A 23,952-nucleotide genomic window follows, 5' to 3' on the forward strand; every position below is an offset into this window, starting at 1 on the left:
TCTCGCTATAAAATAGTTACACATATCTACAGAAAAAATAAGAACCTATATTACCTTGTAATTAACCTCTAATTTTTTCGACTTAATACTGTATATAAGTATTATACTTTTTTAAAAATTAAAACGTATGACTACACAAGTTACTAAGGGGATAAAAGTATCTGTAAGCACTAATTTTGAAGGTACTTTTTTTAAGAACTACAAGATGCACTATGCTTTTGGCTACACTATAACTATAGAAAACCTTAGTAAAGAGTCTGTACAGTTAACTTCTAGACATTGGGAAATCTTTGATTCTCTTAATGATTTAGAAATTATGGATGGCGAAGGTGTTGTTGGCAAAAAACCAGTTTTAAACCCAGGACAATCTCATACATACAATTCTGGTTGCTTATTAACATCGCCAATTGGAGCTATGCGCGGACACTATAATATGGTGGGTTTTAACGAGAATAAAAAGTTTAGAGTACAAATACCCACATTTAAATTTAGTGCTCCTTTTGCCTTAAACTAAAAAAGCAACCTACTAACACCCAATTTGTTTTAATAACGATTTTGATTTTAGTACATTTGTTACGATATTAAACTTATAAAAACGTAGCACAATGGGTAAAGGATTTTTTCAAGTTCCAACCGCTTTTAACGAACCAATAAAAAGCTATGCTCCAGGATCTCCTGAGCGCGAAGCAGTATTAGAGCAATACAAAGCTTACTACAATTCAACAGTAGACGTTCCTTTATATATTGGAAGCGAAGAGATAAAAACAGGTAACACAAAGCCTATGTCTCCTCCGCATGACCATAAACACATAGTAGGACACTACCATTTAGCAGAAAAAAAACACGTTACTAAGGCTATAGAAAACGCTCTTGAATCTAGAGAAGCTTGGGCTAATTTAGCTTGGGAACAACGTGCAGCTATTTTCCTAAAAGCTGCAGAATTAATCGCTGGTCCTTACAGAGCAAAGATAAATGCGGCAACTATGATGGCGCAATCTAAAACTATACACCAAGCAGAAATTGATGCTGCTTGTGAACTTATAGATTTTTTACGTTTTAACGTAGAATATATGACTCAGATTTACGCTGAGCAACCAGATTCTGCTGAAGGGATCTGGAACAGAGTAGAGTACCGTCCTTTAGAAGGTTTTGTTTACGCAATTACTCCTTTTAACTTTACTGCTATTGCTGGTAACTTACCTGCAAGTGCAGCAATGATGGGTAATGTTGTACTTTGGAAACCAAGTGATAGTCAGATTTTCTCTGCTAAAGTAATTATAGACATATTTAAAGAAGCTGGTGTACCAGATGGCGTTATTAATGTTGTTTACGGTGACCCAGTTATGGTAACAGAAACGGCATTAGCTAGCCCAGATTTTGCTGGATTACACTTTACAGGTTCTACTTATGTTTTTAAAGAACTTTGGAAACAAATAGGCAACAACATACACAATTACAAAACATACCCTAAAATAGTTGGTGAAACTGGTGGTAAAGATTTTATTTTAGCACACAAAACAGCTAACCCTGCACAAGTAGCTACAGCTATTGTACGTGGTGCTTTTGAGTTCCAGGGACAAAAATGTAGTGCTGCATCTAGAGTATACTTACCTAAATCTACTGCTACAGAAACTTTAGATTTAGTAAAAAGAGATTTAGCTAGTATTAACAAGCCAGGGTCTCCTGAAGATATGAGTAACTTTGTTACTGCTGTTATTCATGAAGGATCTTTTGACAAATTAGCAAAGTACATAGACGGAGCTAAAGCAGATAAAGATGCTGAAATTTTTGCTGGTGGTAATTATGATAAATCTAAAGGTTATTTTATAGAGCCTACAGTTATTGTAACTACAAATCCTAAGTACACGACTATGGAAACTGAGCTTTTTGGCCCTGTAGTTACGATATATGTATATGACGATAAAGATTGGAAAGAAACGCTTAAACTAGTAGATGCTACATCTGAGTATGCATTAACTGGAGCTGTTTTATCTGGTGACCGTTATGCAATAGAAGAAGCTACACAAGCATTACAAAACTGTGCTGGTAATTTCTACATTAACGACAAACCAACCGGAGCAGTTGTTGGTCAGCAACCATTTGGCGGCGCTAGATCTTCTGGAACTAACGACAAAGCTGGTTCTGCACAAAACTTACTACGTTGGGTTTCTCCAAGATTAATAAAAGAAACTTTTGTTACACCAACAGATTATAGATATCCTTTTTTAGGATAAACTATAATTACAGATAATTTAAAAAGCCAAAATCTTAGATTTAACTCTAAAGATTTTGGCTTTTTTATGTTTAAAACTTACCCCAAAAGGTTAAAAATTGTTTTTTTTACAATTTTAATGTAAATTTAACGTTAAGTAAATGTAAACAGATTGTTTGTTTATTGTAAAATTTAAAAACCTATGAAAGATAAGATCGTAAATAACAAAAAACAGTTTAGTATTTTTAATGTGTATACCTATATGAAGAACTACGCAAAAAATTGCAAGTACTCTTTTAACAGAATGCTAAGTATATAAATTAACCTTTATACTTTAAAGGTAAATAAACTACTTTTTTGGTCTCAAAAAAGTCTTCAGTAAAATAATCTGATAAATTATAAATTTCAGCTGTCCTATATTCTAATAGTTCTTCTGACAAATCTCCACCTTTAAGGTATAAAATTCCGTTTCTGCGTTCATGTATAGAATTCTTTTTTATGCGCCCTTTTATCCAACGCACAAAGGTAGGCATTGCTGCTACTGCTCTACTCACTATAAAGTCGAACTGAGTATCTAGCTCTTCTACACGCATATGTTTAGCGGTTACATTTGTTAACTGTAAACCGTCTATAACCTCTTGCACAACTTTTATTTTTTTACCAATAGCATCTACTAATGTAAAGTGCGTTTCTGGAAAAAGAATAGCCAAAGGAATACCTGGAAAACCACCACCTGTACCAACATCTAAAACTGTTGTACCTGGCAAAAACTGCTGAAACTTTGCTATACCTGTAGAATGTAAAATATGACGCAAATAAATTTCGTCTATATCTTTTCTAGAAACCACGTTAATTTTCTGGTTCCAATCTGCATATAATGCTTCTAGTTGAATAAAATGTTGTTTTTGCTCTTCAGTTAAGTCTGGAAAATACTTAAAAATAATATCGGACTTCATAAATTTTATCTAAGTTTTGGCAAAAGTAAGCATTTCCTAAATCATAAAAATTTCTTATTTTAAGATAATTATCATATTATAAAAAGTACTTTTGCGTTATCTTTACCTAGTTTTTACGTCTAATAATACCTAGAAGCTATTGAAAATTAAAATTATAAATTTCTACAATATAAAAATACAACTCCCTTAAAAACAAAAAGGGAATATCAGAATCAAAAAAATTATGGAGAATAAATCTATTAGATTTTCACGAAAAGATTCAACTCAGTTTTTTAAAACTTTGAATAAACGCGTGAATACTTATTTTAAAGAAAACGAAATTAAAAAAACAGGGAACTGGAAACTACACTTAAAAACAATAGTTATGTTCACGCTATTTTTAGCGCCTTACTTTTTAATACTCACATTAGGATTGCCAATTTGGGCATATTTACTACTAACCATTGTTATGGGGATTGGTATGGCTGGTGTTGGTATGAATGTGATGCACGATGGTAACCATGGCGCATACTCTACTAACAAGTGGGTAAACAAATTCATGGGCGGTAGTATTTACATACTTGCGGGTAATGTATATAACTGGCAAGTACAACATAATGTTTTACACCACACCTATACAAATATCCACGAACATGATGAAGATTTAGAGGCCGGCAGAATTTTACGTTTTTCTAAACATGCAGAATGGCATAAACACCATAGATTTCAGCATTTTTATTCAGTTTTCTTATACGGACTATTAACATTTAACTGGGCTATTACTACAGATTTTCAGCAAATGTACCGTTATATGAAACGTAACCTATCTTACGGCAAAAAACCTAGTAAAGTTGGTAACTGGAGTACTTTGGTAATTACAAAGTTACTTTACATTACTATATGGATTGTATTGCCATTACTTTTTATTGATATTGCTTGGTGGCAAATTCTTATTGGCTTCTTTATTATGCACTACGTTGCTGGTGTAATTCTGAGTGTCGTATTTCAATTAGCACATGTTGTAGATGATGCAGATACTCCTTTACCAGACGAAAGTGGTACTATGAAAAACACTTGGGCTATTCACCAATTATTTACTACAGTAAATTTTGGAACTAAAAACAGAATTGTTAATTGGTATACTGGTGGATTAAATCATCAGGTTGAACATCATATTTTTCCAAATATTAGTCACGTTCATTACACAAAAATCGCTAAAATTGTGAAAGAAACAGCAAATGAATTTAATTTGCCTTATAATGAATATAAAACTACTAGAAAAGCTATAATTTCGCACTTTAAACATCTTAAAGAGCTAGGTAAAAAACCAGCTTTACAGTACTAGTAAAAATAAAAAAGCATGAGCAACCATTTATCTAACAGAATTACAAATATGTCTACCTCTGCCACTTTAGCAATGGCAGCAAAAGCAAGAGAGTTGCGTAACTCTGGCAAAGACATTATTGGTTTAAGTTTAGGAGAACCAGATTTTAATATTCCTGACTTTATTAAAGACGCTGCAAAACAAGCTATAGATGACAACTACAGCAGTTATTCTCCTGTAGATGGTTACGCAGATTTAAAACAATCTATTGCTAATAAATTTAAAAGAGACAACAACTTAACGTACGGTCTTAACCAAATTGTAGTAAGCACAGGTGCAAAACAATCTTTAGCAAACATAGCAATGTGTATGTTAAATAAAGGAGATGAAGTTATTTTGCCTGCTCCTTACTGGGTTAGCTACAGTGACATTGTAAAACTTGCAGAAGGAACACCTGTAGAAGTGCCAACAAGCATAGATACAGATTTTAAAATGACTCCTGCACAGTTAGAAGCTGCAATTACCCCTAACACTAAAATGATGTGGTTTAGTTCTCCTTGTAACCCAAGTGGATCTGTATACAGCAAAGAAGAGTTAGAAGGTTTAGCTGAAGTATTAAAAAAACACCCTAATATTTACGTAGTTTCTGATGAAATTTACGAGCATATCAACTTTAGAGGTGGTCACGTTAGTATTGCTGGCATAGACGGTATGTACAACCGCACAATAACCGTTAATGGCGTCTCTAAGGCATTTGCTATGACTGGGTGGCGTATTGGGTACATTGGCGCTCCAGAATCTATTGCTAAAGCTTGTACTAAGTTTCAAGGACAAAACACAAGTGGCGCTAATGCAATTGCACAACGTGCTACTATTGCTGCACTAGATGCTCCTGTGAGCAAAATACAATTTATGATAGATGAGTTTCATAAAAGGAGAGATCTTATTTTGGAACTTTTAGGAGAAATTGAGGGATTTAAATTAAATGTACCAGAAGGTGCTTTTTACGTTTTTCCAGATATCTCTGATTTCTTTGGCAAAACCTTAAATGGAACTACTATTAACACTGCATCTGATTTTTCTATGTATTTACTAGAAAATGCAAATGTTGCAACTGTTACTGGTGAAGCTTTTGGTAATCCAAACTGCATACGTATTTCTTACGCAGCAGCAGAAAAAGAATTAAGAGAAGCTGTTAGCAGAATTAAAGCTGTTTTATAATAAGCTTCTTAAAATTATACAAAAGGTCTTATTTGCAATTTGCAGTAAGGCCTTTTTTATTACTTTACTTTATTAAAAATAGCAATCATTTCTACAGAAACTCACATAGCAGCTACTCAAGATAAACCTGTTAGGTTTCAAGAATACGGCGTTGGTATTTTTATTGGCCTAAACACCAAATCCGCTTTAAAGAAAGCAATAAAAAAGGGACTTTTATATATTGATGCAAAAAAAGCATCTACCGCTACATATATATACGGGTCAGAAAAAATAACCTACAACAAACCAAAAGAAGACCTCAACAAAAAAAGGTTAGTTCTAGACATAGAAGTTGTTTACCAAGATAACTACTTAGCTCTAATAAATAAACCTGCGGGGATTTTAGTCAGTGGTAATTCTTTTAAAACTATAGACAATGTGCTAGAGCAGAATATAACAAAAAGTAATTTACCAGACGCTACAAAACCAAGACCCGTACACAGACTAGACTATCCTACAACAGGCCTATTGTTAGTTGGCAAAACATCTGCTAGCATTACAGCTTTAAACAAACTCTTTCAAAACAAGGAAATTACCAAAACATATTTTGCCATAACCATAGGTAGTATGCCCAAAGAAGGAGAAATAAATACCAACGTAGACAACAAAAAAGCAGCATCAATCTATACGGTTTTAGAAAGCGTACCTTCTAAAAAATATGAATACTTAAACTTGGTAAAACTTTTTCCTAAAACAGGAAGAAAACATCAACTTAGAAACCACCTAGCATCTATTGGCAACCCTATTTTAGGCGATGCTGAATATGGTATAGAAGGAAAAATTGTAAAAGGAAAAGGACTCTACCTACACGCTTACTCCCTTTCTTTTATACATCCGTTTACAAATGAAAAAATGAATATAATAAAAGACCTACCAACTAAGTATAGTAAAATATTTAGTTCACTGTTATAAAAATAATAATTACTTTAGCTGTAAAACCAGCCTAAATGCCAAATTCTAATACAAGTTGTAAAAATTGTGAAAATCAGTTTGATGAAACTTTTCAATTTTGTCCATATTGCGGACAAAAATCTAATGACAAGCTTACCGTTGGCGTTCTATTTAGCAACACCATTAAAAATTACTTTTCTGTAGATGCTCGTTTTTTTAGAAGTTTTTTTCCACTTCTCTTAAAACCAGGATATTTAGCCTCTAAATTTATTGAGGGTAAACGATTATTGTATCTTCACCCTGCGCAATTATACCTATTCTCTTCAATTGTATTCTTCTTTTTCTTTTCATTTAAAGTAAGTAAACAAGAACAACAAATAAGGGAAGGTGTAAAATCAGAAAAAACACTTCAACAAACTATAGACTCTATAAACACATTAAATAGTAACGATTCTTTAGTTGCTGCAACTGTTATAGATAAACTTAAAAAAAACAAGGACAAAACAGGACTTAATGATGAAGAATTAGCTAAGCTAGATTCTATAATTAAAGGTGAAAATTACAAAGGTGATGATTTTATGTCTTTTGGGTTTAACGAGTCAAAAGTAGACTCATTAATAGCCATTAATGCTCCAGACTCTTTAATAACAAAAGAAATGGGCAGAAAAGAGAATGCAGGCTATTTTACAAAAAAAACATACACCCAAGTATTAAAACTTTATAGAGACAATGGTAGTTTAGCAAACATATTACACTCGTTTTATGACACCATACCCATTGCCTTATTTTTTCTACTACCAATTTTTGCGTTTATATTAAAAATATTGTTCTACAACAAAGGCCCTTTTGCCTACCATTTGGTATTTGCTTTTTATTATTTTTCGTATCTCTTTAGTACGTTTATAATTTTACTATTAATTAGTTTTATTTGGCCAAATTTTCCTGGATCCATACAATGGCTAGTAATCCTATCTACCTTTATTTACTTGTGTATAGCTGTTAAAAAATTCTATGACCACGGTTGGCTTTTAAGCTTTATTAAAAGCTCCTTAGCAACGTTTATTTACTTTACAATAGTAATACCTATTGCCGTACTACTATTATTAACTTTTGCTTTCTTATTTTATTAAATTAACTTAGACACTTAAACTATTTATTAGAAATGAAAAAAGCATACTTAACTCTAACTTTAGTGTTTTTTACATTATTTGTATACAGCCAAAAACCAGCATATGTAATTTACAATGCTAAAGGAAAAAAGGTTAGTTACAATAAAATGCTAAAAGACTTAAATGAAAAAGATGTTATATTATTTGGAGAACTACACAACAACGCAATTGCTCATTGGCTAGAGCTAGAAGTTACTAAAGACATACACAAAAGCAAAACGATTGTATTAGGCGCCGAAATGTTAGAGGCAGATAACCAAATGCAAATAAATAATTACTTAGCCGGCATTATAGATGCAAAAGCATTAGACACTCTTGCTAGACTATGGCCAAATTACAAAACAGATTATGCTCCTTTAGTAAACTTTTCAAAAGACAATAAACTACCATTTATAGCAACCAATGTACCTCGCAGATATGCAAGTTTGGTTTACAAAAAAGGATTTGGAGGCTTAGACACTTTATCAGCTAAAGAAAAAGAATGGATTGCACCTTTGCCAATAGCTTTTGATAGTGAATTACCTACATATAAAAATATTTTAAAAATGATGGGAGATCACGGTACTCCAGAACTTGTAATGGCACAAGCGATAAAAGATGCTACAATGGCTCATTTCATTTTAAAAAACCATCAAACAAACACAACCTTTATACACTATAATGGTGCATACCACTCTAACAATTACGAAGGCATCTTATGGTATTTAAAAAGAGAGAATGCAACCTTACAGTATGCTACATTATCTACTGTGAGCCAAAAAGATATTTCTAAATTAGAAGAAGAACATTTAAATGTTGCTAATTACATTATTTGTGTTGATGCTGATATGACTAACACATACTAAAAACAACCTAAAATGACAAACCAAGAACTTATTGAAAAATTCTATACTTCTTTTTCTAATGCAGATGCTGATGGTATGATTAGTTGCTACCACGATGATATTGTTTTTACAGATCCTGCTTTTGGAACTTTACAGGGTGATAAAGCAAAAGCTATGTGGAAAATGTTATTAAGCAGAAGCAATGCCGAATCTACCATAACTTTTACTGATACTGAAGCCACAGAAAATAAGGGAAGTGCCAAATGGCAAGCTAAATATGCTTACGGTCCAAAAAAAAGAAACGTAGTAAATAATGTAACTGCATCTTTCTCCTTTTTAGATGGTAAAATAATAACACATACAGATAATTTTAATTTATGGAACTGGTCTAAACAGGCATTAGGCACAAGTGGTTACTTATTAGGTTGGTCCTCTTTTCTAAAATCTAAGATTCAGTCTAAGACAAACAACCTATTAAATACATTTATATCTTCTTCCAAAAGTACGGAGTCAAAATAATAAGCACCGTAAATAATTCTAATCTACCTGCCAACATCAAAAAGGCTGTCCACCATTTTGCCAAACCTGGTAAACTATCAAAATTTGCAAGCGGATTAAGACTACCTAAACCTGGGCCAACATTACCTAAAGATGTTGCTGCTCCACCAATAGCAGAGACAAAATCTAACCCTAAAAAGCTTAATACTAAAGCTCCAATTATAAACAGCAACATATATAAAACCAAAAAGGCTACAATGTTGTAAACTATTTTTTCTGGTACCATTTTATTATTGTATCGTACCGGAATAATAGCATTTATATGTAGAGTCCTTTTAAACTCTAGCAATCCATTTTTTATAATTAACAAGTGACGCATCACTTTAATACCACCAGCTGTAGAACCTGCACAACCGCCTAAAAACATTAATCCAAAAAAGAAAACGGTTAAAAAGGGTGTCCAGTTTGTAAAATCTGCTGTAACAAACCCTGTAGTTGTAATCACAGATACAATCTGGAATAAGGTATGTCTAAAAGCACTTTCTGCCTCACCTAAGACCATAGGATGGTAATCTGAAACTGGCACGTTTGCTTTTAAATAAACTGTAAGTGCAGCTATTAAAGTAAAGAAAACAACAAAGCCTGTATAAAACTTAAACTCTTCATCCCTAAACATTTTTTGTATCTTACCTTTAAAAGCAAAATAACTTAAGACAAAGTTACTACCCGCTAAAAACATAAATAAAATAACAATGTATTGCACTAATGGGTCATTGTTCCAGTACGCTAGACTTGCATTTTTAGTAGAAAAACCTCCTGTAGACAACGTTGCCAAGGAATGATTAATTGCATCAAAGAAAGACATCCCTGCTAATTGCAATAAAATAGTTTCTGCAACAGTATAGCCTACATAAATGTACCAAAGTCTTTTTGCTGTATCTGTAATACGTGGATGTAATTTATCTGCACTTGGACCTGGAGCTTCAGCAGAAAACAATTGCATACCGCCAATACCTAATATTGGTAAAATGGCAATTGCTAAAACAATAATACCCATACCACCAATCCAATGTGTTAGGCTTCGCCAAAAAAGAACTCCCTCTGGCAATGCTTCAATATCATTTAATATAGATGCTCCTGTGGTTGTATAACCCGAAACGGTTTCAAAAAAAGCGTTTGTAAAACTTGGAATAGATTCCGTAAAAAGGTAAGGTAGCACTCCTGATAAAGACATCACTATCCACCCAAAGGTTACTATTAAATATCCTTCTTTTCTCTTTACTTCTTTTTTATGACCTCTGGTTGCCAGCATAGCCATTGCACCTGCTGCCAATGTTACCAAAGCCGCCATTGCAATTTCTAATGTAGCGCCATCATCGTAAATTGCACTTATACCTGCAGAAATACCCATAAATGCACCGTTACAAAGTAGTAACAAGCCCATTATATGAATAATGATTTTATAATTTAATGTCATTTTACAAGAAAAGCTTTTCAATTTTAGGAATAGCTCGCGGTAAACAACATACCACTACTCTATCTCCTTCTAAAATTTCGAAATCACCCAAAGCAATAATACCTTCACCATCTCTAACAACACCACCTATGGTTGCTGATCTAGGAAAATCTAACTCTTTAATAATTTTACCTTTAACAGCAGAATTAGGCTTTACTACAAACTCTAAAATCTCTGCATTAAGATTGTTTAAACGTGTCATTGCAACAACTTCTCCACGTCTAATGTGTTTAAAAATATTATTGGCTGCTAATAATTTTTTATTAATTAGAGTATCTATACCAATAGTATGTGATAACTGAAAATAATCCATATTTTCTACCAAGGCAATAGTCTTCTTTATGTTTCTAGATTTTGCCACTAAACAAGACATAATGTTGGTTTCTGAGTTTGATGTTACAGAAATAAAAGCATCCATAGCATCTAAATTCTCTTCCTCTAAAACCTCAACAATTCTTCCATCCGCATTAATTACCAAAGCATTTGGTAAATCGTCTGCAAGTTGCATTGCTCTTTCTTTGTCCTTTTCTATTAACTTAACATTAAACTTTTTTCCACATAAATCACGTGCTGTCTTATACCCAAGCTTACTACCACCGTGAATCATCACGTTTTTAATTTGCCTTTTTTCCTTTCCGGTAAGTTTTAGAAGATCATCTAAACCAGCCTTAGAAGTTATAAAGTAAACCTGATCCCCTTTCATGAACTCAGTATCTCCTCTTGGTATAATTGTATACTGTGTACCAACTCGCTGTATTGCTATTGGCATAAAGTGTAACTCTGGAAATATACGTGCTGCTTCCTTCACCATTTTACCAACAAAAGGAGCCGATTTTGGCAAACAAACTCCAATCATAATTAAGGCACCATCCTCAAACTCATAACTCTCGTTAAAAGCAGATTGATTTAATAGCAATTGTATTTCTGTAGCAGCTAATTCTTCTGGAGAAATAAGTTCGTCTATACCTAGCTTTTCGAAATTTAAAATTTCTTTATTCTTTATAAACTCGGTATTAGAAATACGGGCAATAGTACGTTTACACCCTAATTGCTTTGCCAAAATACAAAGCGTAAGGTTTGTTGTCTCTGATGACGTAACACCAATTACAAGATCGGATTTTTCAACCTGTGCATCTTTCAAAACTGCAACAGAAGTAGCATCACCCTTTAAAACACGAATATCTAAATGACTGTCTGCATACGCTAAACTTTCTTTATAAGTATCTATTAAGGTAATATCTTGCGACTCAAAAGACAATAATTTTGCCAAATGAAAGCCAACCTCTCCTGCACCCGCTATAATAATCTTCATATATTTATTTAACTAAGCCAAAATGTACCTTGGTAAACTTTGGACGGCAAAATTACTCTTTTTTATGCAATCGGCTTGTATATAGACGTAAAAACAAATATTAACTAACCCTGTCCTAAAGTACGGTATTTATTTATTTGTTAAGTAGTTAACACCTTACTAATTTAGCATACTATTTAAAACATTTTAATACCTAATACCCTATTTAGTACTTAGTTCTAGCTCTTTTACACCTCTATAACGCGTAAAATGTAACCTTTATGCTATCTTTGCAAAAAAAATAATAATGGCAGAAAAAGTTACTCCTTACAAAAATTCTGAACTTGGAAAAAAAGAACAAGTCACTCAAATGTTTGATACTATTTCTAAGAATTATGATGGGTTAAACAGGGTTATTTCTTTTGGTATAGATATAAAGTGGCGTAACAGAGTTGTTGCTATTTTAAAAAACAAACAACCTAAAACCATTTTAGACATTGCTACAGGTACTGGCGACCTTGCCATTAACCTAGTTAAAACTGGAGCAACTAAAATTACTGGTTTAGATATATCTCCAGGAATGTTAGATGTTGGCAAGCAAAAAGTTGCAGATAAAAAACTAGCCAATACTATTGATATGATTATTGGCGATAGTGAAAACTTACCATTTAAAGACAATACTTTTGATGCTATTACCGTAGCTTTTGGCGTACGTAATTTTGAAAACCTTGATAAAGGCTTGTCAGAAATTTTACGTGTTCTAAAACCAAAAGGTACTTTTGTAGTTCTAGAGACTTCTGTACCAACAAAAACACCTTTTAAACAAGGCTATAAATTTTACACAAAATACATACTACCAACCATTGGTAAATTGTTTTCTAAAGACCGTACAGCATACTCTTATTTGTCCGAATCTGCATCTATTTTTCCTCATGGAAAAGAGTTCAACAATATTTTACAGAAAAATGGGTTTATATCTATAGAGAATAAGCCGCAAACTTTTGGAGTAGCATCCATTTACGTTGCTTCTAAATAAGATATGAAAATCTAATGAAAAAAATTCTGTTTCTTTTTTTGTGCCTTTTTATTGCTGGCAACACTATAAATGCTCAGTTTAACGAGGACCCTATAATGAATTTAGAAAGTGAAGATTTACGCCCTTTAAACTGGGGTTACTTTCTTGGCTTTAATCAATATGATTTTAAATTTGATTATAAAGATGACTTAGGTGACATTTTAGTTGATAAGTCTATGGGCTTTAATGTTGGTTTAATTGGAGAACTAAGATTAAATAATTTTTTAGACTTACGTTTTGAACCAGGGCTACATTATACAAAAAGAACATTAGGATTTAGAGGTTTTTCTGATGCTAATGACGCAATTAGAGAAGTAAAAAGTACTTATATAAATTTTCCGTTATTACTTAAGGTAAGTGCCAAAAGAATAGGTAACTGGAAGCCTTATCTTATTGGTGGTGCATCTACCTCTATGAACTTAAGTAGCAATGAAGATAGTATTGAAGATAATAGTGGTGCTACTTTTAGAATGAAAAAAGCAACTTATTACTATGAAATGGGCTTTGGTGTAGATTTTTACTTAGAGTACTTTAAATTTTCACCATCTATTAGAGGTGTTTTTGCTATTAATGATGAGTTGGTAACAGATGTAGACTCTAACAGTCCTTGGACAGGAAATATTAACTCTATGAAAACTAGAGGTATTTTTATCAACTTTACGTTTGAGTAGTTCTACCCTCTTCTAATTTCATTTAATAAAATTGCCGTTGCTGTTGCCACATTTAAACTCTCTGTAGTTTTTGTACCAAACTGCGGAATACTAATTTTTTTAGTTATTAGAGCTTCAACCTCTGGAGAAACCCCATTAGCTTCATTACCCATCACTAAAATTCCTTTTTTAATAGTAAAGTCTTCTTTATAGACGTTTTTTCCGTCCATAAAAGCCCCATAAACAGGTATTTTAGTTGCCTGCAAAAAGTCTTCTAAATTACCGTAAACAATATTTACTCTAGCCATAGACCCCATTGTTGCTTGCAATGTTTTTGGATTGTAACAATCTACTGTCTGACTAGAACAAAATAGGTTTGTAATTCCAAACCAGTCGCACAACCTTATTATTGTACCTAGATTACCAGGATCACGAACATCGTCTAAAGCAACAAGCCAATTATCTTCTGCTATTTCTGCTGCTTTAGCCTGATGAAAAACAGCCAAGATATTATTAGGTGTTTTTAAGGCACTTATTTTTTTAAGATCGGCTTCTGAAATTAACTCACATTTAAAAGATTCTTCAGCCAAAATAGCATTGCTAGTTGTATAAATAGCATAAGGTTTCATATTAGCTTTTACTAATTCTTTTACCACCTTAATACCTTCAACCACGAATAACTTATGTTCCGTTCGGTACTTTTTTTGCTGTAGATTTTTTATAAACTTTATTTGGCTTTTACTAACCATACAAATAATGTATTTTTGAACTCTATGAAAATGCGTTTACGTAACACAAAACAGTTTACAAAAATAGGTTTATTATTGCTAGTTATAGCAATAACATCTTGTAATGCGCTAAAAAAAGTAGAAGACGACGAGCTTTTACTTACTAAAAATACGGTAACTGCAGATGGTAAAAAAATAAAGAACGAAGATGCTTTTAGTTTAATTTCTCAAAAACCAAACAGCAACTTACTAGGTTACCCTTTGCGTTTAAACTTATACAATTTAGCTAAAGACAATCCAGATTCGCTTTACCAAGTATGGCTACATAAAAAACCAAAGAGAATAGAAAGGCTAACCAAATTTTTATCCAAGAAACAAGTAAATGCTCTGGGACAATCCTTTATGGTAAAAGGAGCTAGTCAATGGTTAAAAAACATAGGCGAATCTCCTGCTATAATAGACACAACTAAGTCTAAAAAATCTGCTAGACAACTAAAGTTTTTTTACAATAACAAAGGGTATTTTGATACAGAATCATCATACCAAATAGATACTATAAATAAAAAACAACGTGCGCATATTAACTACAAGCTTCAACTTGGAGACCCATATATGGTAGACAGCATATCACAAAATATAGCATCTTCTACACTAGATTCAATTTATCAAATTCATAAAGGAGAATCCTTTTTAAAAGAAAAAGAGCAGTATAATTCTTCTAACTTTTACAAAGAAAGAGAACGCTTAACCAACCTATTTAAAAATACAGGAATTTATAATTTTCAAGAAAGTTCTATTGAGTACGATATTCCTAGTGATAGCACAAACAGACCTACATCTAAGAATATGTCTGTTAAAATACAGATTAACAATCTAAAGAAAAGAGGAGAAAACAAGCTTACAGAATACAAAATCTACACCTTTGACACTATTAATATTTTTACAGATTACCATTTTGGAGATGATATTTCTAGTATGAAATCTTTAGACTTTGAAAATTACACCATATACTATAAGGATAAATTAAAATATAAACCAAAAGCATTAACTAACTCTATTTTCATAAAAAAAGATAGTATTTACAGGGAAATAAACAAGTCTAGAACTTACAAGCAAATAAGTAATTTAAACACTTTTAAGTATCCTAACATTACGTTTGATTCTCTTGGCAATAAACTAAACACTAACATTTACTTATCTCCTTTAAAAAAGTATTTATTAGAAACCAATATAGAAGGTACACACTCTAATATACAAAGGCTTGGCGCTGCTTTTAGTTCTTCGCTAGCAATTAAGAATGTTTTTGGAGGTGCAGAAACACTTAGCTTATCTGCCCGTGGATCATTAGGTGTTTTAAGCGAAGTAAATAACCCTAATGAAAATTCGGTTTCTGAAATAGGTGCAGATATTAATTTAATTGTTCCAAGAATTTGGATGCCTTTTAAAACAAAGAAAATTATACCTCCTTATATGTTACCGCAAACTAGAATGGTAATTGGTACAAATTTTCAAAAAAACATAGGACTAGATAAACAAAATGTAAATGCTATTTTAGGTTACAACTGGTCTGCTTCTCAATTCAAAAAAAATTCTTTAGAACTTTTAAATATTCAATTTATTAGGAATTTAAATCCTGGTAGATTTTATAATGTATACCAAAGTACATACAACAGACTAGATGATGTTGCAGATAATTACCAAGACAATCCTGCTTTAAGTGAGTTATTTGAAACATCTGAAGGCGATTCTGACCCAAAACTAAAAATTCCTCTTGGCACAAGTGGGTTTATAGATCAAGTTTTAAACCAAGGTTTAGCTGCATCTACATCTGACGATTACAAAGAAGTTAGAAGCATAGATGAAAGAGAGAAAAGGTTAACCGAAAACAACTTAATCTTTGCTACTAATTTCTCTTACACTAAAGATAGCAGAACAGGAATAAATGATAATGACTTTCATCAATTTAAAATAAAAATAGAAGGTGCAGGTAATGTACTTTCTTTACTTTCTGGTGTTGTAGATTTTAAAGAAAATGACAATGGCAACAAAGAGATTTTTGGCGTACAATTTTCACAATATGTTAAAACAGATTTTGACTATATAAAGCACTGGAGTTTTCCTTCTCAGAACGTATTAGCCTTTAGAGGTTTTCTAGGTATAGCAGTACCTTACGGCAACTCTAATAGCATACCATTTGCAAAAAGTTACTTTGCAGGTGGTTCTAATGACAACAGAGCTTGGAACGCATATTCGCTTGGTCCAGGAAGCACACAATCTTTAAACGATTTTAATGAAGCAAACCTAAAAATAGCAGCAAATTTAGAATTTAGATTCCCTGTTGCTGGTAATATAAAAGGAGCTTTATTTGCAGATGCAGGTAACATTTGGAATGTTTTTGACAATGAAGAAAATGAAGATGCAATCTTTAAAGATGCTAGCTCTTTAACCGAAATTGCATTAGGAACTGGCTTTGGTATTAGGTATGATTTTACATACTTTGTACTACGTTTAGACACCGGTTTTAAAACGTATAATCCGGAGTTAGAAGCATCAAAAAGATGGTTTAGAGATTATAATTTTGGTAATGCAACAATAAACATTGGTGTTAATTATCCTTTTTAACGCTAATAATTTTATTACTTTTGCTTTGTTAATCTAATAAAATACCAACACATAAAGTATGGCTCACAACATTAAACCTGGAGTTGCTACAGGCGACCAAGTACAAGAAATTTTTAATTACGCAAAAGAAAAAGGCTTTGCATTACCTGCGGTAAATGTAATTGGATCTGACACTATAAACAGTGTTATGGAAACAGCAGCAAACTTAAATGCTCCTGTTATTATTCAATTCTCTAATGGAGGTGCGCAGTTTAACGCTGGTAAAGGATTATCTAACGATGGTCAAAAAGCTGCTATTGTTGGTGCTATTGCAGGTGCTAAACATGTTCATGAATTAGCAGAAGCTTATGGTGCAACTGTTATTTTACATACAGACCATTGTGCTAAGAAATTATTACCTTGGATAGATGGTTTACTAGATGCTAGTGAAAAACACTTTGCAGAAACAGGAAAGCCTTTATTTAGCTCGCATATGATAGATTTATCTGAAGAGCCAATTGAAGAAAACATAGAAATCTGTAAAGAATACCTTGCCAGAATGAGCAAAATGGGTATGACTTTAGAAATTGAGTTAGGTATTACTGGAGGTGAAGAAGATGGTGTAGATAATTCTGATGTAGATGATTCTAAACTATACACACAACCAGAAGAAGTTGCATTTGCTTACGAAGAGCTTTCTAAAATAAGCCCTAAATTTACCATTGCAGCAGCATTTGGTAACGTACACGGTGTTTACAAGCCAGGTAATGTAAAACTAACTCCAAAAATATTATTAAACTCTCAAGATTATATCACTAAAAAATACAATGTAGAAGAAAACCACATTGACTTTGTTTTTCACGGAGGTTCTGGTTCTACATTAGAAGAAATTAGAGAAGCTATTGGTTACGGAGTTATAAAAATGAATATTGATACAGATTTACAATATGCATTTTTAGAAGGAGTAAGAGATTATGTATTGGATAAAAAAGACTATTTACAAGCACAAATAGGAAATCCAGATGGTGCAGATGTACCAAATAAAAAGTTTTACGATCCAAGAGTTTGGCTTCGTGAAGGAGAAAAAACGTTTAGTACACGTTTAAAGAAAGCATTTGAGGATCTTAATAATGTAAACACATTATAATAAAAGATCACCAATTAACTTAATATTATTTTATGTCGGCTTGGTTTAAAAGAAAAGAAAAAGGAATACAGACAGCTACAGAAGAGAAAAAAGACACTCCTAAAGGATTGTGGTATAAATCTCCAACAGGAAAAATTGTTGAATCTGAAGTTTTAGCAAAGAATTTTTACGTTAGTCCAGAAGATGACTACCACGTAAGAATAGGAAGTAAGGAATATTTTGAAATACTTTTTGATGATAATAAGTTTAAAGAATTAGACGCTAAATTATCATCTAAAGACCCTTTAAAGTTTGAAGATACTAAGAAGTATGTAGATCGCTTAAAAGCAGCCGAGAAAAAAACAGGGCTTCAAGATGCTGTAAGAACCGCAATAGGCAAATCTAACGGTAATGACATAGTTATTGCTTGTATGGATTTTAGTTTTATTGGTGGCTCTATGGGTAGTGTTGTTGGTGAAAAAATTGCTAGAGCAATAGATTTCGCTATAAAAAAGAAAGTTCCTTTTATGATGATTTCAAAGTCTGGAGGAGCTCGTATGATGGAAGCTGCATTGTCTTTAATGCAATTAGCAAAAACATCTGTTAAGCTAGCGCAATTGGCAGAGGCAGGTTTACCATACATATCTTTATGCACAGACCCAACAACTGGTGGCACAACCGCATCTTATGCAATGTTAGGAGATATAAATATTGCAGAACCAGGTGCACTAATTGGTTTTGCTGGTCCTAGAATTGTAAAAGACACAACAGGTAAAGATCTTCCAGAAGGTTTTCAGTCTTCAGAATTTTTAAAAGAACACGGATTTTTAGACTTTATTACACATAGAAGAGATTTAAAACAAAAAGTAAATCTTTATATAGACTTAATACAGAATAACCCTGTTCGTAAGCATAAACCTATGTCTGCTTAAAACAGCATAGATTTAATAATACTTTAATCCTTGTTTCTATACACTAGCAATAGTAATATAAAAACAAGGATTATTTATTTTTAAAGAGTTTGAGCATCACCCTAAAAAATTATCTTTTTCAAGAATAAAATTGTCGCAAATAAATTGTATATTTGCCGCTTGATTGAGATTCAGTCATATACATAAAAATCATTAAATAAATATTGGAATGTATTTAACAAAAGAAGTAAAAACCGAAATCTTTAAGAAACACGGTAAAAACGAAAAAGATTCTGGAACAGCTGAAGCACAAATTGCTTTATTTACACACAGAATTAACCACTTAACTGGTCACTTAAGAAGAAATCACAAAGATTACAACACTGAGCGTTCTCTAGTTAAATTGGTAGGTAAAAGAAGAAGTCTTCTAGATTACTTAATCAAAAAAGATATTGTACGTTACCGTGCTATTATTGCAGAATTAGGTATTAGAAAATAATACATCAAGGGGAAAGCAATGCTTTCCCCTTTTTTATACCGGTAAACTTATGTAAATTTGTTTACCAAAAAGTGCAAAGACCTTATCTAGATATAAGGCAAAATTAAAAGCTTATTTATAGTTTTTCATTGGTCAACACAACAACACAACACCTCGTCTAACAAAGACGTAAGACCATTGTTTAACAAGCCTTATTAAAAAATAATTGGGCTTTAAAAAAAATTTATGATTCCAAAAGTATTTAAAGAGGTCATAGACCTTGGGGACGGTAGAGAAATTTCTATTGAAACCGGAAAATTAGCAAAACAAGCTCATGGTAGCGTTGTTGTGCAATCTGGAAACTGTATGTTATTATGTACTGTAGTTTCTAATTACAAACAAGCAGATGTAGACTTTTTACCATTAACAGTAGATTACAGAGAAAAATTTGCTGCTGCAGGTCGTTACCCAGGCGGTTTCTTTAAAAGAGAAGCAAGACCAAGTGACGGAGAAGTTTTAACAATGCGTTTAGTAGACCGTGTTTTACGTCCGCTTTTCCCAAAAGATTACCACGCAGAAACGCAAGTTATGATACAGTTAATGTCTCATGACGATGATGTTATGCCAGAAGCTATGGCTGGTTTAGCTGCTTCTGCTGCTATTCAGTTATCAGATTTCCCATTTGAATGTGCTATTTCTGAAGCTAGAGTTGCTCGTGTTAATGGTGAATTTGTAATTAACCCTACAAGAACACAATTAGAGGAGTCTGACTTAGAGATGATGATTGGAGCTTCTGCTGATTCTGTAATGATGGTAGAAGGTGAGATGGATGAGATTTCTGAAGAAGAAATGGCTGATGCTATCAAATTTGCTCACGAAGCTATTAAAGTACAAATTGCTGCACAGTTACGTTTAGCTGAAGCTTTTGGTAAAAAAGAAGTTCGTGAATACGCAACTGCTGAAGTAAATGAAGATTTACAAAAAAGAATACACGATTTAGCTTACGATAAATGTTACGCTATTGCTAAGAAGGGAACTTCTAAAGCAGAACGTACTGCTGCATTTGCTGAAGTAAAAGAAGAAGTGAAAGCATCTTTTACTGAAGAAGAGATGGAAGAATTTGGTCATCTTGTTGGAGGTTACTACAGTAAAGCTGAAAAAGAAGCTGTTCGTGAATTAACATTAAGCGAAGGTTTACGTTTAGATGGTCGTAAGACTGATGAAATTAGACCAATCTGGTGTGAGGTAGATTACTTACCATCTACACACGGTTCTTCTATATTTACTCGTGGAGAAACTCAAGCTTTAGCTACAGTTACTTTAGGTACATCTAGAGATGCTAACAAAATAGATATGCCATCTTACGAAGGTGAAGAAAATTTCTATTTACATTATAACTTCCCTCCTTTTTGTACAGGTGAAGCTAGACCACTAAGAGGAACTTCTAGAAGAGAAGTTGGTCACGGTAACTTAGCGCAACGTGGTTTAAAAGGAATGATTCCTGCAGACTGTCCTTATACTGTACGTGTAGTTTCTGAAGTATTAGAATCTAACGGTTCTTCTTCTATGGCAACTGTTTGTGCTGGTACAATGGCTTTAATGGATGCTGGTGTTAAAATGAAGCGTCCTGTTTCTGGTATTGCTATGGGATTAATTTCTGACGGTGACCGTTATGCTGTGTTGTCTGATATTTTAGGTGATGAAGATCATTTAGGAGATATGGACTTTAAAGTAACTGGTACTTCTGAAGGAATTACTGCTTGCCAAATGGATATTAAAATTAAAGGATTATCATACGAGATTTTAGTGAATGCACTAAAACAAGCACGTGAAGGTCGTTTACATATTTTAGGTAAAATTACGGATACTATTTCTGCTCCAGCTGAAGATGTTAAATCTCACGCTCCAAAAATGGTAACTAGACGTATTCCTAACGAATTTATTGGTGCTTTAATTGGTCCTGGTGGAAAAGTTATTCAGGAGATGCAAAAAGAAACTGGAACTACTATTGTTATTAACGAAGATCCAGTAACTGAAGAAGGTATTGTTGAAATATTAGGTACTGCACAAGATGGTATTGATGCTGTTTTAGCTAAAATAGATTCTTTACTGTTTAAACCAGAAAAAGGAAGTGTTTACGAGGTTAAAGTAATAAAAATGTTAGATTTTGGTGCTGTCGTGGAATACGTAGAGGCTCCAGGAAACGAAGTTTTATTACACGTATCTGAGTTAGCTTGGGAACGCACAGAAAATGTTACAGATGTTGTAAACATGGGTGATGTTTTTGATGTAAAATACTTTGGTGTAGATCCAAGAACACGTAAAGAAAAAGTTTCTAGAAAAGCTTTATTACCTAAACCAGAAGGTTATGTAGAAAGAGCTCCAAGAGAAAACAATGACCGTGGTGGTCGTGATAACAGAGGAAGAGATAATCGTGGACGTGACAATCGTCGTGATGATCGTAAGCCTAGAGAAGATAAAAAAGAAGATTAATTTTTAATTTTTATCAAAATAATAAAAGCCCAACAATTAACTTTGTTGGGCTTTTTCTATATTACATAAAATTTTATTTTATAAAATGTTAATCTCCTACTTTAAACTAAAATACCAGTCTACCATTAGCAATATCCTATATTGCTCTAGTATACTTTTTATATTTGTGTTTAACGTATTAAACATAAATGCACAAAATGGGGTTAATACACTAGACAATATTGAAGAACTATTGTTAAAATCAAAAGAACTAACGCAGAAACATATAGACAGCTCATTTTTTTATGTCAATAAAGCTATAAAATCATCAAAATTAATTAACAACGATACTTTATTAGCTAAAAGTCAATTACAAAAAAGTAGTCTTCATATTTTAAAAAAAGAGTTTAAAAAGTCAGATTCTTTATTACAGAATAACCTATCAAAAAAGTTACCTAAATATATTAAGGGGCAAACACTACATAACATTGGCACCATACAATACTACAAACAAGATTTTAAAAAAGCATTAGATTTTTATTTACAAGCGGCAAAAATTTTAGAACAAACAAAAAATAACAAACAACTTGTTAGTACATATTCTAACATTGGCGCTATTAATGCTTCTTTAAAAAACTATAAAAACGCACAGCTTTATTTAGAAAGAGCTCTACTTTTAAGTGATTTTAACGAAGTAATAAAGCTTCAGATTTTAGTTAACCTAAGCAACATTTACTACAATCAAAACCTTTTTAATAAATATACAGAGACAATTTTTGAAGCAGAGAAAATTGCTAAAAAACACAACTCTAAAAATATACTTTCTACAATCTACACTAACCTAGCAATGTATTTTACCGACCAAGGTGTAGATTATGATTTAGCTGTTTCTTATGGCAAAAAAGCTATTTCTTTAAGAAAAGAACTTAATACTAAAAACACATTACAAGTTACATACAATAATGTTGGCCACGCTTACCTTAAAAAAAAGGAATACAACAAAGCTATAATGTATTTAGATAGCGCTACTATAGGAGCACAGGGCAATGTTAAAACCTATATCTATAACAACCTTAAAGAATCTTACTTAGGTTTAAAAGAATATAAAACTGCCTTACACTATGCCGATTTAAAGGATAAAGTAAAAGATTCTATTACCAATGAACAACAAAAAGAAAGCGTAGCAGAATTAACAGAGAAATACGAGTCAGAGAAAAAAGAACAACGCATTCATATTTTGGATACTCAAAACAAGCTGCAAGCATTAACCATAAAGCAACAAAACTATTTAATTACAGCTATATTTATATTTGTTTTGTTACTTGTTATTCTTGGCTATTTTGGATTTAAAAACTACAAAATACAACAACAACTAGATAAAATTCTATTGCAACAAAAACTAAGAAAAACTCAATTAAACCCACACTTCTTATTTAATGCTTTACAAAGTATCCAGAATTTTATTCATCAAAATGACAAAGAAAAATCGAGCTCTTACCTTACTAGTTACTCAAAATTAATTAGATTGGTTTTAGAAAAATCTGACGATGATTTTATTACTGTTGAAGATGATAAAATTGCACTAGAATCTTATCTAAATTTACAATCACTTAATTACAATAATAAATTCTCATATACTATAAGTATTGATGACTCAGTTGTTGATGATTTTGATATGATACCAACATTAATTACCCAACCTTTTGTAGAAAATGCCATATTACACGGCCTAAAAGATAACGACAAAGGTATTATTAGCGTTAAGTATTACAAACAAAATTCTATTCTATATATTTCTATTACTGATAACGGCAAAGGTTTTAAAATCAAAAAAGACGACTCTAAAAGATTGCACAAATCTATGAGCACAGATATTATACAGGAACAATTAAAAAACCTAAATAGAACTTTTAAAAATTTCAAAGGAGACATCAAAGTTAACACAACTCCTAAAGGAACTCAGGTAGTTTTAAGTTTTACAACAACTTAAA

20 protein-coding genes are annotated in these 23,952 nt (G+C 32.3%); 16 read left to right on the forward strand and 4 right to left on the reverse strand.

What is annotated here, in order from left to right; all coding sequences use genetic code 11:
* The first annotated feature begins 127 nt into the window (after window positions 1–127).
* Both apaG and pruA read left to right on the forward strand, forming a co-directional pair.
* Window positions 128–514, forward strand: coding sequence for a Co2+/Mg2+ efflux protein ApaG (gene apaG, locus BT107_RS16890; protein ID WP_072305022.1), 387 nt, complete (start codon window positions 128–130; stop codon window positions 512–514).
* A gap of 91 nt (window positions 515–605) precedes the next feature.
* Entirely contained in the window at window positions 606–2,234 is a 1,629-nt protein-coding gene (gene pruA / locus BT107_RS16895; protein WP_072305023.1) for an L-glutamate gamma-semialdehyde dehydrogenase, read from the forward strand.
* Between the two features lie 298 nt (window positions 2,235–2,532).
* On the opposite strand, the gene rsmG is transcribed toward pruA, so the two are convergent.
* Window positions 2,533–3,168: a 16S rRNA (guanine(527)-N(7))-methyltransferase RsmG gene (gene rsmG, locus BT107_RS16900; RefSeq protein ID WP_072305024.1), complete on the reverse strand. Its 636-nt coding sequence runs from the start codon at window positions 3,166–3,168 to the stop codon at window positions 2,533–2,535.
* Window positions 3,169–3,391: 223 nt separating this feature from the next.
* Here rsmG and BT107_RS16905 point away from each other — a divergent pair, with 223 nt between their 5' ends.
* From BT107_RS16905 to BT107_RS16930, 6 genes are all read left to right on the forward strand, one after another.
* On the forward strand, window positions 3,392–4,492 hold the full coding sequence (locus tag BT107_RS16905; RefSeq protein WP_072305025.1) for a fatty acid desaturase family protein: 1,101 nt from the start codon (window positions 3,392–3,394) through the stop codon (window positions 4,490–4,492).
* Between the two features lie 15 nt (window positions 4,493–4,507).
* Complete coding sequence (locus tag BT107_RS16910) at window positions 4,508–5,692, forward strand: pyridoxal phosphate-dependent aminotransferase (protein WP_072305026.1); 1,185 nt, start codon at window positions 4,508–4,510, stop codon at window positions 5,690–5,692.
* A 360-nt stretch (window positions 5,693–6,052) separates the two neighbouring features.
* Window positions 6,053–6,643: an RluA family pseudouridine synthase gene (locus BT107_RS16915; RefSeq protein ID WP_342039597.1), complete on the forward strand. Its 591-nt coding sequence runs from the start codon at window positions 6,053–6,055 to the stop codon at window positions 6,641–6,643.
* A gap of 35 nt (window positions 6,644–6,678) precedes the next feature.
* On the forward strand, window positions 6,679–7,752 hold the full coding sequence (locus tag BT107_RS16920) for a DUF3667 domain-containing protein (RefSeq protein ID WP_072305028.1): 1,074 nt from the start codon (window positions 6,679–6,681) through the stop codon (window positions 7,750–7,752).
* Between the two features lie 32 nt (window positions 7,753–7,784).
* Window positions 7,785–8,636: a ChaN family lipoprotein gene (locus tag BT107_RS16925; RefSeq protein ID WP_072305029.1), complete on the forward strand. Its 852-nt coding sequence runs from the start codon at window positions 7,785–7,787 to the stop codon at window positions 8,634–8,636.
* A gap of 12 nt (window positions 8,637–8,648) precedes the next feature.
* Complete coding sequence (locus BT107_RS16930; protein WP_072305030.1) at window positions 8,649–9,134, forward strand: nuclear transport factor 2 family protein; 486 nt, start codon at window positions 8,649–8,651, stop codon at window positions 9,132–9,134.
* On the opposite strand, the gene BT107_RS16935 is transcribed toward BT107_RS16930, so the two are convergent.
* Both BT107_RS16935 and trkA read right to left on the reverse strand, forming a co-directional pair.
* A complete protein-coding gene (locus tag BT107_RS16935) occupies window positions 9,100–10,590 on the reverse strand; it encodes a TrkH family potassium uptake protein (RefSeq protein ID WP_072305031.1) in 1,491 nt (496 codons plus the stop codon). The genes BT107_RS16930 and BT107_RS16935 overlap by 35 nt on opposite strands.
* A 1-nt stretch (window position 10,591) precedes the next feature.
* Window positions 10,592–11,941, reverse strand: a complete 1,350-nt coding sequence (gene trkA, locus BT107_RS16940; protein ID WP_072305032.1) for a Trk system potassium transporter TrkA — start codon at window positions 11,939–11,941, stop codon at window positions 10,592–10,594.
* Between the two features lie 286 nt (window positions 11,942–12,227).
* On the opposite strand from trkA, the gene ubiE reads away from it, so the two are divergent.
* Together ubiE and porT are read left to right on the forward strand one after the other, a co-directional pair.
* Complete coding sequence (ubiE, locus tag BT107_RS16945; RefSeq protein WP_072305033.1) at window positions 12,228–12,956, forward strand: bifunctional demethylmenaquinone methyltransferase/2-methoxy-6-polyprenyl-1,4-benzoquinol methylase UbiE; 729 nt, start codon at window positions 12,228–12,230, stop codon at window positions 12,954–12,956.
* Window positions 12,957–12,970: 14 nt separating this feature from the next.
* Window positions 12,971–13,666, forward strand: coding sequence for a type IX secretion/gliding motility protein PorT/SprT (porT, locus tag BT107_RS16950; RefSeq protein WP_072305034.1), 696 nt, complete (start codon window positions 12,971–12,973; stop codon window positions 13,664–13,666).
* 2 nt (window positions 13,667–13,668) lie between these two features.
* On the opposite strand, the gene BT107_RS16955 is transcribed toward porT, so the two are convergent.
* Window positions 13,669–14,394: a TrmH family RNA methyltransferase gene (locus BT107_RS16955; RefSeq protein WP_072305035.1), complete on the reverse strand. Its 726-nt coding sequence runs from the start codon at window positions 14,392–14,394 to the stop codon at window positions 13,669–13,671.
* 24 nt (window positions 14,395–14,418) lie between these two features.
* Here BT107_RS16955 and tamL point away from each other — a divergent pair, with 24 nt between their 5' ends.
* From tamL to BT107_RS16985, 6 genes are all read left to right on the forward strand, one after another.
* On the forward strand, window positions 14,419–16,995 hold the full coding sequence (gene tamL / locus BT107_RS16960; protein WP_072305049.1) for a translocation and assembly module lipoprotein TamL: 2,577 nt from the start codon (window positions 14,419–14,421) through the stop codon (window positions 16,993–16,995).
* A 58-nt stretch (window positions 16,996–17,053) separates the two neighbouring features.
* On the forward strand, window positions 17,054–18,121 hold the full coding sequence (gene fbaA, locus BT107_RS16965) for a class II fructose-bisphosphate aldolase (protein ID WP_072305036.1): 1,068 nt from the start codon (window positions 17,054–17,056) through the stop codon (window positions 18,119–18,121).
* A gap of 32 nt (window positions 18,122–18,153) precedes the next feature.
* Window positions 18,154–19,032, forward strand: a complete 879-nt coding sequence (gene accD / locus BT107_RS16970) for an acetyl-CoA carboxylase, carboxyltransferase subunit beta (protein WP_072305037.1) — start codon at window positions 18,154–18,156, stop codon at window positions 19,030–19,032.
* Window positions 19,033–19,240: 208 nt separating this feature from the next.
* Window positions 19,241–19,510: a 30S ribosomal protein S15 gene (rpsO, locus tag BT107_RS16975; RefSeq protein ID WP_072305038.1), complete on the forward strand. Its 270-nt coding sequence runs from the start codon at window positions 19,241–19,243 to the stop codon at window positions 19,508–19,510.
* A 225-nt stretch (window positions 19,511–19,735) separates the two neighbouring features.
* The gene (locus tag BT107_RS16980; RefSeq protein WP_072305039.1) at window positions 19,736–21,982 is read left to right on the forward strand and encodes a polyribonucleotide nucleotidyltransferase; all 2,247 of its coding nucleotides are present in this window, start codon (window positions 19,736–19,738) and stop codon (window positions 21,980–21,982) included.
* Between the two features lie 166 nt (window positions 21,983–22,148).
* Window positions 22,149–23,951 (forward strand): tetratricopeptide repeat-containing sensor histidine kinase, encoded by a 1,803-nt coding sequence (locus BT107_RS16985; RefSeq protein WP_072305040.1) that lies wholly within the window; start codon window positions 22,149–22,151, stop codon window positions 23,949–23,951.
* The last annotated feature ends 1 nt before the right edge of the window (window position 23,952 follow it).

Origin of the sequence: Cellulophaga fucicola, from assembly GCF_900119145.1 — a bacterium.
Taxonomy (GTDB): domain Bacteria; phylum Bacteroidota; class Bacteroidia; order Flavobacteriales; family Flavobacteriaceae; genus Cellulophaga; species Cellulophaga fucicola.